Source organism: Streptomonospora sediminis, assembly GCF_054778995.1.
The window spans coordinates 162210-176429 of sequence record NZ_BAAGYZ010000005.1; the positions used below are offsets into that span (position 1 = coordinate 162210).

14 protein-coding genes are annotated in these 14220 nt (G+C 72.1%); 6 read left to right on the forward strand and 8 right to left on the reverse strand.

What is annotated here, in order from left to right:
• Position 1: 1 nt before the first annotated feature.
• Positions 2 to 3142, reverse strand: coding sequence for a sacsin N-terminal ATP-binding-like domain-containing protein (locus ACYVD5_RS01330; protein WP_460998983.1), 3141 nt, complete (start codon positions 3140 to 3142; stop codon positions 2 to 4).
• Between the two features lie 228 nt (positions 3143 to 3370).
• On the reverse strand, positions 3371 to 4033 hold the full coding sequence (locus tag ACYVD5_RS01335) for an AIM24 family protein (RefSeq protein WP_460998984.1): 663 nt from the start codon (positions 4031 to 4033) through the stop codon (positions 3371 to 3373).
• 399 nt (positions 4034 to 4432) lie between these two features.
• Here ACYVD5_RS01335 and ACYVD5_RS01340 point away from each other — a divergent pair, with 399 nt between their 5' ends.
• Positions 4433 to 5263 carry a methyltransferase domain-containing protein gene (locus ACYVD5_RS01340; protein WP_460998985.1) on the forward strand — a complete coding sequence of 277 codons (831 nt, stop codon included), beginning with the start codon at positions 4433 to 4435 and terminating at the stop codon, positions 5261 to 5263.
• 218 nt (positions 5264 to 5481) lie between these two features.
• On the opposite strand, the gene hemC is transcribed toward ACYVD5_RS01340, so the two are convergent.
• Positions 5482 to 6510: a hydroxymethylbilane synthase gene (gene hemC, locus ACYVD5_RS01345; protein ID WP_460998986.1), complete on the reverse strand. Its 1029-nt coding sequence runs from the start codon at positions 6508 to 6510 to the stop codon at positions 5482 to 5484.
• Between the two features lie 499 nt (positions 6511 to 7009).
• Between hemC and ACYVD5_RS01350 the strand changes: the two genes are divergently transcribed.
• Positions 7010 to 7909 carry a hypothetical protein gene (locus ACYVD5_RS01350; protein ID WP_460998987.1) on the forward strand — a complete coding sequence of 300 codons (900 nt, stop codon included), beginning with the start codon at positions 7010 to 7012 and terminating at the stop codon, positions 7907 to 7909.
• 270 nt (positions 7910 to 8179) lie between these two features.
• On the opposite strand, the gene ACYVD5_RS01355 is transcribed toward ACYVD5_RS01350, so the two are convergent.
• A complete protein-coding gene (locus ACYVD5_RS01355) occupies positions 8180 to 8584 on the reverse strand; it encodes a hypothetical protein (RefSeq protein ID WP_460998988.1) in 405 nt (134 codons plus the stop codon).
• Positions 8584 to 9063 carry a hypothetical protein gene (locus ACYVD5_RS01360; protein WP_460998989.1) on the reverse strand — a complete coding sequence of 160 codons (480 nt, stop codon included), beginning with the start codon at positions 9061 to 9063 and terminating at the stop codon, positions 8584 to 8586. Before ACYVD5_RS01360 ends, ACYVD5_RS01355 begins: the two co-directional genes overlap by 1 nt.
• Before the next feature lie 222 nt (positions 9064 to 9285).
• Here ACYVD5_RS01360 and ACYVD5_RS01365 point away from each other — a divergent pair, with 222 nt between their 5' ends.
• The 3 genes from ACYVD5_RS01365 to ACYVD5_RS01375 all read left to right on the forward strand — a co-directional run bounded on the left by ACYVD5_RS01365 (position 9286) and on the right by ACYVD5_RS01375 (position 10747).
• Positions 9286 to 10143: a DUF5753 domain-containing protein gene (locus ACYVD5_RS01365; protein WP_460998990.1), complete on the forward strand. Its 858-nt coding sequence runs from the start codon at positions 9286 to 9288 to the stop codon at positions 10141 to 10143.
• A gap of 33 nt (positions 10144 to 10176) precedes the next feature.
• A complete protein-coding gene (locus ACYVD5_RS01370; protein ID WP_460999244.1) occupies positions 10177 to 10353 on the forward strand; it encodes a DUF397 domain-containing protein in 177 nt (58 codons plus the stop codon).
• A gap of 193 nt (positions 10354 to 10546) precedes the next feature.
• Positions 10547 to 10747: a DUF397 domain-containing protein gene (locus tag ACYVD5_RS01375; protein ID WP_460998991.1), complete on the forward strand. Its 201-nt coding sequence runs from the start codon at positions 10547 to 10549 to the stop codon at positions 10745 to 10747.
• 72 nt (positions 10748 to 10819) lie between these two features.
• Here ACYVD5_RS01375 and ACYVD5_RS01380 read toward each other — a convergent pair whose 3' ends face one another.
• From ACYVD5_RS01380 to ACYVD5_RS01390, 3 genes are all read right to left on the reverse strand, one after another.
• The gene (locus ACYVD5_RS01380; protein WP_460999245.1) at positions 10820 to 11575 is read right to left on the reverse strand and encodes a DUF3027 domain-containing protein; all 756 of its coding nucleotides are present in this window, start codon (positions 11573 to 11575) and stop codon (positions 10820 to 10822) included.
• A gap of 221 nt (positions 11576 to 11796) precedes the next feature.
• On the reverse strand, positions 11797 to 12180 hold the full coding sequence (locus tag ACYVD5_RS01385; RefSeq protein ID WP_460999246.1) for a cold-shock protein: 384 nt from the start codon (positions 12178 to 12180) through the stop codon (positions 11797 to 11799).
• Between the two features lie 615 nt (positions 12181 to 12795).
• Positions 12796 to 13617, reverse strand: a complete 822-nt coding sequence (locus ACYVD5_RS01390; protein ID WP_460998992.1) for a hypothetical protein — start codon at positions 13615 to 13617, stop codon at positions 12796 to 12798.
• A 236-nt stretch (positions 13618 to 13853) separates the two neighbouring features.
• Here ACYVD5_RS01390 and ACYVD5_RS01395 point away from each other — a divergent pair, with 236 nt between their 5' ends.
• Positions 13854 to 14210, forward strand: coding sequence for a hypothetical protein (locus tag ACYVD5_RS01395; protein WP_460998993.1), 357 nt, complete (start codon positions 13854 to 13856; stop codon positions 14208 to 14210).
• Positions 14211 to 14220 lie beyond the last annotated feature (10 nt).

The window sequence follows — 14220 nt, forward strand, 5'->3', positions numbered from 1 at the left end:
GCTAGCTCCGGTCCAGATCGGCCTCAGCCAGCAGCACCGGCAGGTTCCGCGGGTCGCGCAGCACCGCGGCCACGAGGTGGCGGGCCTGCCAGTTGCCGGCGAGCCAGCACAGGGCGCGGGCCAGCCCATCGGTGGTGGAGGCGTGCGCGGTCTGGCCGTCACAGCGCCACTCGACGACCGTTCCGTCGACGGACAGCTCCTCGTGGTGGATGTAGGTCAGCGCGCTGCCCGGCAGCACCGCCGCGGCCTCATCGGGCACGGGGCGCACCTCGCCCGTGGAATCGACCTCGCCGTCGACCGCCTCGCTGGCCAGGTCCACGTCCAGCACGTCGGCCAGCGCGGCGGCCGAAGGCGCCGGGGCCAGCACCACCGGGCGCCCCGCCAGCAGCGGCAGCAGGTCGGGCCGGTCGACCACCACGGCGTCCTCGGCGTCGGCCAGCACGATCGCGCCGCCCTGCACAGCGCGCACCCGCTCGGGCGGGCTCGCCCGATCGGCGTCGATTCCGGCCAGGGCGGTCCACAGCTCGCGCAGCGCAGCGCGTTCGACGTGGCGCGCGGGGTCGGCGATGCGCTCCATCAGGTCGTCGGGGCCGTCGGGTTCGGCCAGCAGATCAGCCAGGCCCGACCGCACGCCCAGTGCGGCGGCGACCTCGCCGTCGAGGCCGCTCGGCGCGGGGTCGTACAGCCCGGCGAGCACCGGGGCGGAGTCGGCCGCCCGCAGGTCGGTGGGGCGCCGCCCCTCCAGCACCGCGCCGGTGCGCAGCCACCAGGCGGTGTAGGAGGGCACGTCGCGGACGTGCCCGCGCTCGCCCACCACCCGGGTGGGCGCGGTGACCGCGGCGCGCAGCTGGGGGTGGCCCGACAGCAGCTCCAGGGCCTGGGGCCAGCGGTCCTCGCGGACGAACTCCAGGTCGGCGATCCCGGCGAACTCGGTGACGACGGGCGGAAGGTCGGGGTCGCCGAGGCGTTCGGCGACCTCCTCGGCCCATTCGTCCAGGCCGTCGAGCCCTTCCAGCCGGGTACCGCTGCGGGCGTCCTCCAGCGCGGAACCGAGGGTCAGGTCGGTGGTACGCACCAGCGAGAACGAGTCGAGCACGCCGACCGCCGCCAGCGTAGCGGCGCCGTAGCGCTCGACAAGGTCGGTGGCGACCACGCCGAAGGGGGCGTCGGCAACGAATATGCCGCGCAGCGGGCTTTCGGGCAGCAGCAGCTCGCCGGCGACGGAATAGCCGCCCTCGTCGTCGCGCAGTGCCAGCTCGGCCAGCCACGGCGCGTCGGCCGCGGTGGTGTCGGCGAGCGCGACCAGGTCCAGCACCGGCGCGGCGACGGTATCGGGTTCGTCGGCGTCCAGCGAGTTCTCGACGGCGGCGCGGGTCTGCGCATCGCCGAGGATCGACGCGGCGCCCGCCTCGACGGCGCCCAGCCGCTCCAGCAGCGGGTCGGCGGACTCGGGGTGCACGATGCGCAGCCCCAGCGGGGCGAGCGCCTGCGCGGTTTCGGAGCCGCCGAAGGTGTCGGCCGAGGGCAGCAGCAGCCCGCGGGGCCCGCGCACCAGCCGGCCGTCGGCCAGCGGCACCGGCAGCGCACCGAGTTCGCCCAGGTCGGTGCCGCGCTGCCCGGCCGCGCGCAGGGCGGCGTACAGTCCGGCCCACCAGGCGGGGGCGCGGTCGAGGTCGCCGAGCAGGTCGGCCAGTTCGGACAGGCCGACCCGGCGCACCCGCATCTGGGCCAGCGCCGGGTGGTACGGGTTCCAGTCGCCGGGCAGGGCGGTGGGCACGACCTCGGACAGGACCGCGACGACCTCCGGGCCGCCCTCGATGGCGACGGCGTCGCGCGGGCGCACCGGGTCGCCGCCGGCGGTCCGCAGGAACGGGGCGTCCACCAGCGGTTTGGCAGCGGCGGAACGGAAGAGCCCGTCGAACTCGCCGCGGCCCATCGGCGACTGCGGGACCAGGTCCAGCGCGGCGCGGGGGCCGACCTTGCGCAACAGGTCGCAGTAGGTTTCGGCGGCTTCGGCGACCAGGGCTTCGGCTGCCGGTCCGGCGGCGACGCGGCGGCGGTCGGGGCCCAGCGGGAAGGTGCCGATGAGCAGCGCCGGCAGGTCGAGGAGGTCGTCGGTGGGTGTGGGTGCGTGCACGACCCCGGCGACGCCCTCGGGCAGCGGAGCGATTCCGTCCTCGGCCGTGACCGGAACGGCCCAGGTCACGGTCCAGTCGGGCCGGGCCCGTTCCTCGCTGGGCCGGTCGGCCAGCAGGGCGGGGCTGAACCTGCCGGTGCGGGTGGCGGTGCGCCAGCGCACCGTGTGCGCCGCCGCGGCGGGCTCGGGGTCGGGGTCGGCTTGTGCGCCGCTGTCTGCGGTGGGTGCTGCGGCCGGGCCGCGGTGTTCGACGCGGGTGACGATGTCGTCGCCGGGGCCGGGTTCGCGGGTGAGGATGCGTTCGCCGCCGCTGGTGGCGATGCGGATCTCGGCGAGGTCGCCCAGGGCCAGCAGCAGCGCCGGTGTGGTGTCGTCCAGCAGCGCGCGCAGCCGGTCGGCGGCCGCGGTGTCGCGCAGCACCAGGGAGACCTCGGTGTCGTAGCCCGCCGGGGGCTCGGCCGCGGCGGGGAACGGCAGCCGCAGCAGCGGCAGGTGGCCGCCGCGGCGGCCCAGTTCTGCGGCGAGCCCGGGCGCGCGGTCTCCGGCGCCGGTCTCGGCGAGCGCGGTGTCGGCGAGGTCGCGGCTCCAGCGCACCGCGCCCGGCTCGGAGGCGATGGTGATGTCGTCGCTGAACGCGGCGACCGCGGAGAAGCCGACCCCGAAGCGGCCGGTGGACCCGGGGGCGCCTTCGTCGCGCTTGGCCGACGCCCGCAGGGTGGACAGCGACTGCACACCGGCGGAGGTAAGCGGGGCGCCGGTGTTGGCGGCGGTGAACCGGTCGCCGCTCAGCTCCAGGCGCAGGCGGCCGGGCGCGCCGGCGCGGCGCGCGGCATCGGCGGCGTTCTGCGCGAGTTCGACCACGGCGCGGTCGCGGTAGGCACCGAGGGCGTAGTCCTCCTCGGCGTTGGCGTCTTCGCGGAACCTGGCGGGGGCGTCGGCCCAGCCGTCGAGGACACGCCGACGTAGTTCGGCGGTGCCAAACGGGTCGGTGTGGGACTGGGCCATTGGGGACTCCTCTTGCGGGGGTGCTGGATTACCGTACGCGAACCGGGTCTCCATTCTCTGCCGGATTATGCGTGCACGCGCCCCGCACCCACCGGCGGGCCGGAACGGGCCGCCCGAACCGGCCTGCACCGTCCGCGTGTTGCGGGGCCGGCGATGCAGAAATGCCCGTCTCAGCCGTGGAATCCAGGCATTTCTGCATGATCATCGGTGCGCCGGGTGGCCCCCGGCTTAGGACTGGGCCTGTGCGGGCGGGGCGCCTTCGGATGCCTGGACGAGGACGAAACCCTGCCCCTCGAAGGAGAGCTGGAACGCCTCGCCGCTGCCGCGGCCGATCAGGGCGCCGGCCTTTGCGGTCCTGCGGACACCGGTCTTCAGCGAGGTCGCCCAGGCGACGGCGGACTGGGTGTCGACGAAGGTGGGCTGGTCGACCTGGAGCAGCACCGGGGCGCCGTGGCAGGCGATCGCGATGCGGCCGGTGCCGGTGAAAACCGTGTTGAACAGACCTCCGGCGCCCAGGCCCGCGCCCTCGACCCGCTTGATGTCCCATTCCAGGCCCGGTTCGAACGCCAGCACGTTCTCGCCGTTGACGGTGAGCGAGTCGCCTTCGAGGTCGATGACGTGGATGTCCCAGGCGTCGCGGGCGAAGAACACGTCGCCGCGCCCCGACACGGTCATCAGCGGCAGGCCCTCGCCGGTGACGGACTTCTTGAAGAACTTGCCGAGACCGCCGGCGCCCTTGTAGCCGAAGTCGATGTCGCCCTGGTAGGCCACCATCGAGCCCTGGCGGGCGTAGACCTCGCCGTCCAGGCCGACCTTGAGCATCTTCGGATTCTGCAGGGTCATCCCGGGCTGCTGGGACTCCCGGACCTCGTCGAACAGCTCGCTGCGCATACCCCGTCCCTTCTGCCGTCACGTACGCGCCGCGGCCGGGGGGACGCCCGGTTTGCCGCGTCCCGGAACCGGCGCGGCGGGCGGGTTCCCGCCCGTGTGCCCAGTCTGACGCGAAACCGCTGCGCGCGGGTTCCCACCGCCGAAGTTGCCGGAATCGGCATTGCGCCGTCGTGCTCCGGCGTGTACCGCTACGGGGGCGCACGCGCGCGCGTGGAAACGGTCCCAAGCGACCGTCCGGTGACCGCCACCGGCCAGCCCTAGTGACACAACGTGGCCCCCGACTTACCGTCGAAGACGACACTCCAGATCCCGGAGACCACTATGGGCCAAGGCCGCCAGGATGCCGACGCAGCGGGGATGCAGCGGCATGGGGAAGACACCGCTCCCGGTGAACAAGCGGTGAGATCCGTCGATCGAGAACCTTTCATCCCCGCCACCGTCTACGTCTCCAGCGAAACCACCGGTTGGCTTATCCCACTGCGCCGCGACGAGAACCCCGAGGAGTGGCGGGCTCTGGTCGAGTCGGATTCCCCCGTGGTCACCGCCGTCGAATTCGACCCGCGGCTACCCGAACACTTGCGCGACTCCGAGACGGGCCGCGGTCTGGTGCCGACATGTTCCAGCAGCGGTCGGGCGGTCATGGCCCGGATGCTCGATGCGCTCAACCTTGAACCGGGCATGCGGGTGTTGGAGATCGGCACCGGTACCGGCTACAACGCCTCCCTGATCTCCCACATCACAGGCCCCGGCACCGTCACCACGGTGGAGGTCGCCCCCGATCTGGCGGCGCACGCCCGTACTGCGTTGGCAACGGTGGGGTGCGAGGTTGAGGTGGTGACCGGCGACGGCACCCGCGGCCACCCGCCGAGTGCTCCATATGACCGCGTAGTGGCCACGGCGGCAGTGCACACCATGCCGTATGCCTGGGTGGGTCAGACCCGGCCGGGCGGCGTGCTGGTGGTGCCTTGGGCGCCCACCTTCCACCCGGATGGGCCGCTGGCGGTCCTCACCGTGGGCGCCGACGGTACCGCGCAGGGCCGGTTTGTCGGCCCGGCGCACTTCATGCCGCTGGACGGCCAGCGCGTCGACCCTGCGTCGGTCAACCGACTGCACGAGAAGTGGGAGGGCGGCGAGGCACCGGAGTGCACACGCTTCGGGCTGACCGTCACGCCGCACGGTCAGCGCGTGTGGCTGGACGAACCGGGCAACCCGATCAAGGTGGAGGTGTGATGGGAAAACACGAGAAGGAAGTGAACTGTCCCGGCTGCAACGGGCACAAGACCATTGACGAGTGGCGGGACGGGCAACGCGTCAAGGTGCCGTGTCCGCTGTGCAACGGGTCAGGCAAACAACCTGCGTAACGCGTGCCGGCTGTATAGCCGTCACGCCACGCCCAGGCGTCGCCCGACACCGACCGGATCGGCATTGCGCCGTCGTGCTCCCCGGCGTCAGTGCGGGATGCCGTCGATGATCCCCCGCGCCCCCTTGCGCAGCAGGTCCACCGCGACGTAGGCACCCAACTCGCCGGGCCGGTCGAGGCTGTCCCACTCCTGGGAATACGCGAATTTCCCGCCCTCGCGGGTGAACACCATTCCGAGCAGGCTGAGTCGGCCGTCGGCGGTGGTGTGGGCGTGGCCCGCGATCGGCGAGTTGCAGTGCCCCTTCAGCCCGTGCAGCATCGTCCGCTCCGCGGTCACGTGGGTCCGGGTGACCGGGTCATCGATCAACCGCAGCAGCTCGCAGATCGCCGTGTCCGCGGTGCGGCACTGGACCCCGACGACCCCGGATCCGACCGGCGGGCACATGATGCTGGTGGGCAGCACCTCGGTGGCGCGGTGGGCCAGGCCGACGTGGCCGAGGCCGGAGGCGTTGAGGATCAGGGCCTCGAACTCGCCGCGCTGATCGAGCCGGGCGACCCGCGCGTCGGCGTTGCCGCGGATCCGGTCGACGTGCAGATCGGGCCGGTGCTTGAGGAGTTGGGCTTTCCGCCGGACCGCGCTGGTGCCGATACGGGTTCCGGCAGGCAGCTGCTCCAGCGACGCATGGGGCGAGCCCTGGCGGGTGACGAGCACGTCGCGGACGTCGGTGCGCGGCAGGTACGCGGCGAACGCGGTTCCCTCCGGCATCGGAACGTCGCCGGGCACGTCCTTCATGGCGTGGATCGCCACATCGATCTCGTCCATGAGCAAGGCGCGTTCGATCTGCTTCAGGAACGCGCCCTTGCCGCCCAGCTTGGCCAGGTCGCCCATCCACTGGTCACCGGTGGTGCGGATCCCGACGTGCTCGGTGGCGGTGTCGGGGGCGGTTTCGGCGATCCGGTCGGCGGCGGTGCGGGCCATCGACACCGCCATGGGCGAGGTGCGGGACCCGATGCGCAGGGGCGGGCGGTCGGAGAGCATGCGCCCAAAGTACTCCGCCAGCGACCGCCCCTCTGCGCGTATTCGCAGTTCATGACGGGTTTTCGCGATCTCGGTCATGAGGCTCCCACGTGTGGATGGGCGCCGCCCCCGCCGGGGGGGGGACGGCGGGGGCGGCTGGAGCGCGCCGGGCAGCAGGGGGCGCACCGGCGCTCGGAGGCCGGAGGCCGGGGGTCGGGGGTCACTCGCCCGCGACGCCGCCCGTATCCGCGCCGACCAGCAGCGGCACGGCGCCCCTGTGCACGCGATCGCCGCGCAGATCACCCGGGACCTGCCCATCACCCGGTTGGAGGCGTGGAGGTTGGCCTATGGGTGGTCGCGGCCGAGTGTGGTGGACGCGGTGGGGGACGTGTACCGGTCGGACGGGTTGGCGCCGCCGGGGTTGACGACGGCGATGTTGTGCCGATGGGAGCACGGCCAGGCCCGACCCGGGTGGGAGTACGTGGCCGCCCTGGCGCGTGTCTACCGGGTTGATCCGACCCGTCTGGGTGTCCCCCTGCCCGCCCAGCCCGCGGGTTGGTACGGTCACCGGATACCGCAGCCGCGACAGGAGCCCCCGATGCCCGCCGAGCACCCCGAACTCTCCGCCGTCGCCGACAGCATCGCGCTGCACGGACCCGGTTCGGGGACCGGCGACCTGGCCGAACGCGCGCTGGGCTACTACGACCACCATTACAGCGACTACCCGCCCGCGGTGCTCGCGTCCGAAGTTGCCCGGTGCCGGGGCCTGCTCATCACCTACCAAGACCCGGACACCCGCCGAGTGCTGGGGTGGCTCTCCGCCATGCTCGGGAACCTCGCCCACCACTCGGCGGATGCGCCGGGCGCCCTCATCCACCTCGGCACGGCCGCACGCATCGGCGCCCAGGTGGGCGAACCGCATCTGGCCGGGTGGGCGCTCGGCGCTCAATCCATGGTGGCCATGAGCCAGCACCGGTATGCGGAGGCTTTGGAGCTGGCCGACCAAGCGGCACCCTACGCGGACACGGCGTTGCGGCGTGCCCAGGTGGCGGCGTGGTGCCGGCTACGCCCCTTGGCGGCCGTGGGGGATGCGGACAGTGTGGGGAGGGCTGTCGTGTCGGCGCTGCGGCACATGGACCAGTCGGAGGAGCAGCCGGGCCGGTTCGGGTTCGACCGTGCGGAGTTCGAGTTGCATGTGGCTGAGGCGCTGGTGGCGGGAAACCCGGCGGGGGCGGCCCGGCACGCTGAAGCGTCAGCCGGACTGAAGCGCACGGGTTCGCCGGGGTGGGCGGCGGCGACATCGGTTCTCGCGCGGGCGCACGCGGCCCGGCACGGTGTGGACGATGCCTGCGCGCTGGCGGAAGATGTGCTCGATTCGGTGCCGCCGGAGCGGTTGCGGGAGACCACGCGCGCCCGTTTGCGGATGCTGGTGTCTGACCTGAGCGGGCAGGAGACGCCTGGGGTGCGGGGGCTGGAGGAGCGGGTCCGCGCACTCTGAAGGCCCGGCACCACACGGGGTGTCGGGCCTGTTCTGGGTGGTGGCTCGGGGGCCTCTCCAACCCCACTACTCGGGTGGGAGGGTCCGGTCACCCGGCCCCGACCGATCCCCGCAACCACCATCCAGGTGAGCTGGTCAGTCGCCTCGGTCCAGGCGCCGCTGAGCGTCCTCCGCCCGGCGCTGCCGGATGCCTTCGATCACCTCAGCGTGGAGGCGAGGAGGTGTGTATGGCCGCGGCCACGCCCCCTCAGCCGTGGCCGCGGCCGGTCTTCAGGTCTGCGGGCCGTAGTCCATCCGGTCGGGCGGCAGCACCGCCTCGTCGTAGTCGGGATCCCACCGGGTGCCCGAGATCCGGCGCGGCGGCTCGAAATCGGGCTGGTCGCGGTCCTGGTCCTGGTCAACCTCGGGCGGGTCGCCGGCCGGGGCCGGGCGGGCGCAGGGCACCTCGGGCGGGCGGCTGATCGGCCAGGGCCGGGCGGTGGCCACGCGGGTGCACCGGCCGCGGACCTGGTCGACCTCTTCCAGCGCGTCGGCGAGCAGCGCCCGCAGGAACCGCTGGTCGTCGGTCGCCGCGAACGCGGCGGCGTGCAGCTTCCCGGCGACCGTGGCCAGGCGCGCCTCGTCGCGCACGGACAGGCGGGTGGTGTCGCCGGTGGTCTCGCCGGTGGTGGTCATCAGCGCACCCCCGCCAGGTCGCGCCCGCCGCCCTGGTGCTGCCCGGATGCGTCGCGCAGTGCGATCCACGCGCGGACCGTCCCGGCGAGGTCGGCGAGGTCGGCGGAGGGCGAGGGCGGAGGCTCCACGGTGGCGGCGGTTGCGGGCGCGGGCGCGGGCGCGGGCGCGGTACGAGTGCGGACGTACAGCCGGTCGCCAGCGGCCCGGCTGCCGGGCGGGCGGCAGTGCCCGCAGAGCAGATCCGCCTCGTAGGGCTGCTCGCACACCGGGCAGATGTGGACCCACGCCGTGGGCGGGGCGGGCACCGACCGCACGTAGCGCACATAGGGCCGGACGCGCGCGGAGCGGTGGGGTGCGGAGCGGTGGCGCGTGGCGTGCGGGCGCGCGACGCGAGGGCGACGGGGTACGGCGTGCGGGCGGCCGGGTGCGGGCGCGAACAGGGCCAGGCAGGCTCGCACGATTCTGGACAGTGTGGACATAAGAGCCCCCCAAGGGGGTTTGGCCAGGTGGGAAGCCTGGCGGGATGTTGTGGCGCCCCCATCGTCGCGAAGGAACACAGAAAACGCAAGATGCGTTTTTGAAAGCATGGAACAATTTCATGCGTCGGCAGCGAAGTTGATCGAAGGGTGCGTGAAATGTCCAAAAAATCGTCACGGAGCGTAGGATCCGATCAGCGAGCCCGCACCCAGAGGAGCGATCCCGTGGCTGCCAGCCCCACACTCCGACGCCGTCGTCTCGCCCGGCAGCTCTTCCGGCTGCGCGAAGACTCCGGCATGACCGCTAAGCAGGCCGCAGCCAAGGCGAAATCGATCAGCCCGGACCGGCCATGGTTCGAGGCGAAGGTCACCCGGATCGAAACGCGGAAACTGCAGCGGGTCCGTGATGTCGACGTGCAGACGCTGCTGGACGTCTACGAGGTGACCGACCCCGAGCAGCGAGAGGCGTATCGGCGGCTCGCCCGCGACGCCTCGCGCACCGGCTGGTGGGTCGGCTACCGGGATGTGCTCGGCTCCGGCACCTACGTCGACCTCGAAACCGAGGCTTCGCGCATCCGCACGTACCAAACGCTCTACATTCCCGGGCTACTGCAGACCGAGGCGTATGCGCAGGCGTTGATCCATGGCGGCAGCATCACCGACGACCGCGACGTCGAGCACACCGTTGAGGCTCGGATGATGCGGCAGGGGATCCTGCACCGGGCTGAGGCGCCGCGGCTCTGGACGGTCATCGATGAGGCCGCCTTCGACAAGATCCCGTCAGGGGTGGCCGAGACCCAACTCCGGCATCTGATCGATGTGCAGCGTCCGACCCTCCGCGTGCAGGTTCTGCCGCATAATGTGGGCCCGCACGCTGGTATGGACGGCGCGTTCGTGGTGCTGGACTTCGCCAGCGACCCGTCCACCGTCTACGTGGAGCACTCGGCGTCGTCCCTGTTCGTGGAAGACCCGGCCGAGGTCGAGCATTACGAGATGGTGTACGACCATGTACACGCAATGGCGCTCTCGCCCGCCGACTCCCGCGCGTGGATGGAGCGCCGCCTGGAGACAGTAGTGAAGTAGAGGAAACCCATGCCCGATACCACAGCATCCCGCATGCAGTTCCGGAAGTCCTCGTACTCGTCCCCGCGGGGGCAGGATTGTGTGGAGATCGCGGACACACCCCGGTTCGCCGCGGTCCGTGACAGCCAGCACCCCGACCAAGGGCACCTGGAGTTCTCCATCGACGCGTGGTCCGCGTTCCTCACCGAGGTGAAGGCCGGCGGCCTGTAAGCCCCGACTGAACAGACAACAAAGGCCCCGGCGGGCGAACCTGCCGGGGCCTTCATTGTGCTTTTACCACAAAGCATCCCAGACTGAGTGTACCTGCAGTCCGGGCCGACGGCCACGTCCCGGGACCACCGCGGGTTCCGCCTTTCGGCGGTTCAGCCGACCCGGCCGAGGTCAAGCACCATGGAGGAAATCCATGCCCGATTCCACAGCATCCGACCTGCGTTTCCGCAAAAGCAGCTACAGCATGGGTGGCCGTGAGGACTGCGTAGAGGTCGCCGACGCCACCGGTGCCTCTGCCGTCCGCGACAGCCAGCATCCCGAGATCGGCCACATCATGTTTCCCGCATCCGAATGGGACGCGTTTCTGGCCGACGTGAAGGCCGACCGCCTGTAAGCCCCGACTGACCAGACAACAAAGACCCCGGCGGGCGAACCTGCCGGGGCCTTCGTTGTGCCCTTCGGCGGTTCAGCCGTCGGAGGAGACGAGTTCCAGTTCACTGGTGTCGTCAAAAACGATGTGGTCGTAACCCAGTTCGTCGATGACCGGGCGCAGGGGTGCCTCGGTGGGGACCGCGCCCGTGGATGCCTCGGAGTGGGCTCCGCAACCGTGGTCGAGCGAGACGACGCGGCCGTCGTCGGGGGCCAGCTCGTTGGCGCAGGCCCCGAACATCTGGCGGAACTCGCCGGCCAGCGGTGTCATGAACCCGCAGGTGGCGCACTTGGCGGGCGCTGCGGCGGCGATGGCGCTGTGCGGGCCGCCTTCGCCGTTGTACCAGCGTTCGGCGGCGGACTCGCGCCCGAATTCGGAGAGCACCCGCGGACGGCCCAGCCCGAGTTCCCAGACCATCTGCTGGTCGGCGCCCTCTTCGAGTTCGTCGCCGGGAACCTGGGCGTAGCCGGGCTTGAGGCGGTCGTCGTCGTCGGCGCTGGGCAGCAGGTCGCCGACACCGAGGTCGCCGGGGCGCAGGCGCTCCTTCCACGGCACCCATTCCGGCGCCAGCAGCGCCTCGGCTCCGGGTAGGAGGACGGCCTCGTTCACCGTGACCTTCTTGGCGCGGGAGGCGCGGGCGACGGTGATCGCGTAGCGCCACCCCGAGTACGCGGGGTCGAGGCACGCGAAAAGGTGGGTGACGACGCGGTCACCCTCAACGTAGGCGGAGAGGTGTTCGCCAACCCACTCCGGGTATCCGATCTCGACTGCCGCGTCGCGGGCGAGATCCACGGCTTCGATACATGCCTTGTCTGGTGCGGGAGAACGGCGGCTAGGGCTCACCTCTCCATTTTCGCTGATAACGGGCACCGACATGACCACGACACCGATCGATAGTCGACCGTTACGCGCCTGACTGGCCCGGTTTCGAGCATGCGCGGCGCGCGGGTGTGGCGGGAGTCACGCCCCGCAGGACGGGCTCCCGCCTTCCGCCGGAACGGGGGGATCCGGTTTCACGCTTCGAGGTCGTCGGCGACCTTCCGGAGCACCTGGGCGATCTTGGCTGCCTCGCGGTGGTCGGGATGCTTGCCGCGGCGATACATTCCGGACACGCCGTCGAGCAGTTTGATCAGGTCCTCGACAATGACCACCATCTCGTCAGGCTTCTTGCGCTGGCCCTTGCCCACTGACCGGGGCGCGTCCAGCAGCTTGACCTGGAGCGCCTGGGCGCCTTTGCGGCCCTCTACGACGCCGAACTCCACCCGCTGCCCGGACCGCAGCGCCTCGGTTCCCTCGGGCAGCGCCGAAGAGTGCACGAAGACCTCACCGCCGTCGTCGCGGGTGAGAAAGCCGAAACCCTTTTCGCTGTCGTACCACTTGACCTTGCCGGTGGGCACGTGTGACCTCACGTTCTCGCCGTCGAAGTTCGCCAGCGGCCGGGAGCCGCCACCTGGCGTCTCATCTTCCCATAGGGGCGTTTTCAGGCTAGTGCTCTGCGTTCCCGGCGGGCGAGTGAATTACCCCGGGAGGTGCCGGGGCGGCCGTTCCCGGGGGCCGGGGCCCCGGCCCCGCCCGCCAATGGCGCAGGAACGGAGAGAGGGGCCCGGATGCGGATCTCCGGGCCCCTCGATCGGAGGCGCTGCTTTCGGTGCCGCTGGTTGCGGAGTAGTGGGACGGGACCCGGCGCCACCGGAACGCACCACCGATTTCCGACGGCGCGGCGGCCGCGTCGGGCCGGCGCCGTTCGGCGTCCTCGACAGCGGCATGCAGCCGAACTCGGACGCAATACGATGATGACCCGCAGCTCAGGCGGCAACCCGCCGGGCAACGCGGGACAACCGCGATATTCCGCAGACTTGGCCCGGTAGTGACCGAACCCGGGTCGGGGCTTGCCGGGAGTTGGCCGGCGCCCCCGGAAATACGCTCGGGCATGCCCCGGACACGCCTCGCAAAAGGGCGCCGACCTGCGCCGACGCCCGGCAGCAGGGTTGGGAGCACGGCCGGCGGCAGGCTCAGGAGCGGGCCAGCCGCACGATGAGGAACAGGCTCGAGCACACGGCCGCGATCCGCAGGCCGACCACTCCGGTGGCGGCCAGCGACTCCCAGATGATCTCGTCGATGTAGATGTGGGCGGCACCGCTCTCCCACAGCGCCATGCCGACGAGTGTCGCAATGATCGGCACGCCCACCCCGACCGCCTTGTCCAGGCCGGACCACACCCGGCTCAGCACCACGATGGCGGCACCGATGACCCAGACTCCGGCCAGGGCTCCGATGGTGCCCGCCACCAGGTAGAGCCCCGCGGCCAGCACCTCCGGCGGGTTGCGCCGCAGTGCCGCCCCCAGCCCCACCAGGGCGTCGGCGCGCCGGGAGCCCCCGCTCGCGGAGTCCTGGGAGCGGGCGCGGGACCGCCCGCCTTCGGGGCCGCCCCGCCAGGGCGGCGGCTCGCGCACCGGGCGGTTCGCGGGGGCGGCGGCGCCGCCGGGCCGCTCTTCGGCCGCCTCGCCGCTTTCGGGGATGCCGTCCCCGGGGCCGTCGCCGCCGGGCTCGCCGACGGCCGACACAACGGGCGCGACGGTGCTCTCCGGGGTGACGCGCCCCTCGGTTTCGGCGGCGAGTTCCCGGGCGACCAGGTCGGCCGGACGTCCGAATCCCCGCAGGATCCGGCGCACTTCGTCCGGGGATTCCGCGCCGACCGAGGTGCAGGCTCGGTTGACGCGGGTGCGGAGGTCGGCGAGGTAGGCGGCGCGGCGCCGGGCGGGCACGGCCCCGTAAGCGGCGTCGGCGACCCGCGATAGGTACTGCAGCACCAACTGCTGGGCCTGCTCGGTCATGGCACCAATGGTGCCGCAAGATCATCCGGCGCCCCATGGGCCGGAAGTCCGGTGGAATCGGCCCCAACCGCGGCGCGGCACCATTGCGGGCCTACAAGAATTCCCGAATTGGCGACCCAAAGTGTCCACACAGTGACGGAACGGAGTGTATGAATGGAGGCGCCCTGCTCCGCCCCGATGCACGGCGCCGGCGCACCCGCTCCGGGCGCCGGCCGGTCGGCAAGGAGAACTCGCACATGAAAGGCACGGAGCACATGCCCACCCGCACAAGCGCCCTCGCGGGCACCGCCCTGGCGGTACTGGCAGTACTGACAGCAGGCGCCCCGCCCGCCGCCGCTGCCGGCGGCGGCTCCGGCACGCTGGAGACCTACGCCGGCCCCGGCATCGGCTATCGGCAACTGCAGGTGGCCGACGGCTGCCACAACTACGAGCGCCCCCGGACGGTGGGTTTCGCCGACGCCGACCCCATCGCCACCTACTACTTCTACGCCGGCCGCGACTGCACCGGCGCCGCGCTCGGCACCGGGCGCGACGACACCCAGTGGATCCCGCCGCTCAACGGTGTCAACTCGGTGCACATCGACTTCGAGTGACCGCCGCCGG

What these genes read in the sequence shown, in the direction of transcription:
- ACYVD5_RS01395 (WP_460998993.1), top strand. Translation starts at nt 13,854, where the DNA reads ATGAAAGGCACGGAGCACATGCCCACCCGCACAAGCGCCCTCGCGGGC.
- ACYVD5_RS01390 (WP_460998992.1), bottom strand. Translation starts at nt 13,617, where the DNA reads ATGACCGAGCAGGCCCAGCAGTTGGTGCTGCAGTACCTATCGCGGGTC.
- ACYVD5_RS01375 (WP_460998991.1), top strand. Translation starts at nt 10,547, where the DNA reads ATGCCCGATTCCACAGCATCCGACCTGCGTTTCCGCAAAAGCAGCTAC.
- ACYVD5_RS01335 (WP_460998984.1), bottom strand. Translation starts at nt 4,033, where the DNA reads ATGCGCAGCGAGCTGTTCGACGAGGTCCGGGAGTCCCAGCAGCCCGGG.
- ACYVD5_RS01330 (WP_460998983.1), bottom strand. Translation starts at nt 3,142, where the DNA reads ATGGCCCAGTCCCACACCGACCCGTTTGGCACCGCCGAACTACGTCGG.
- ACYVD5_RS01350 (WP_460998987.1), top strand. Translation starts at nt 7,010, where the DNA reads ATGCCCGCCGAGCACCCCGAACTCTCCGCCGTCGCCGACAGCATCGCG.
- ACYVD5_RS01360 (WP_460998989.1), bottom strand. Translation starts at nt 9,063, where the DNA reads ATGTCCACACTGTCCAGAATCGTGCGAGCCTGCCTGGCCCTGTTCGCG.
- hemC (WP_460998986.1), bottom strand. Translation starts at nt 6,510, where the DNA reads ATGACCGAGATCGCGAAAACCCGTCATGAACTGCGAATACGCGCAGAG.
- ACYVD5_RS01355 (WP_460998988.1), bottom strand. Translation starts at nt 8,584, where the DNA reads ATGACCACCACCGGCGAGACCACCGGCGACACCACCCGCCTGTCCGTG.
- ACYVD5_RS01370 (WP_460999244.1), top strand. Translation starts at nt 10,177, where the DNA reads ATGCAGTTCCGGAAGTCCTCGTACTCGTCCCCGCGGGGGCAGGATTGT.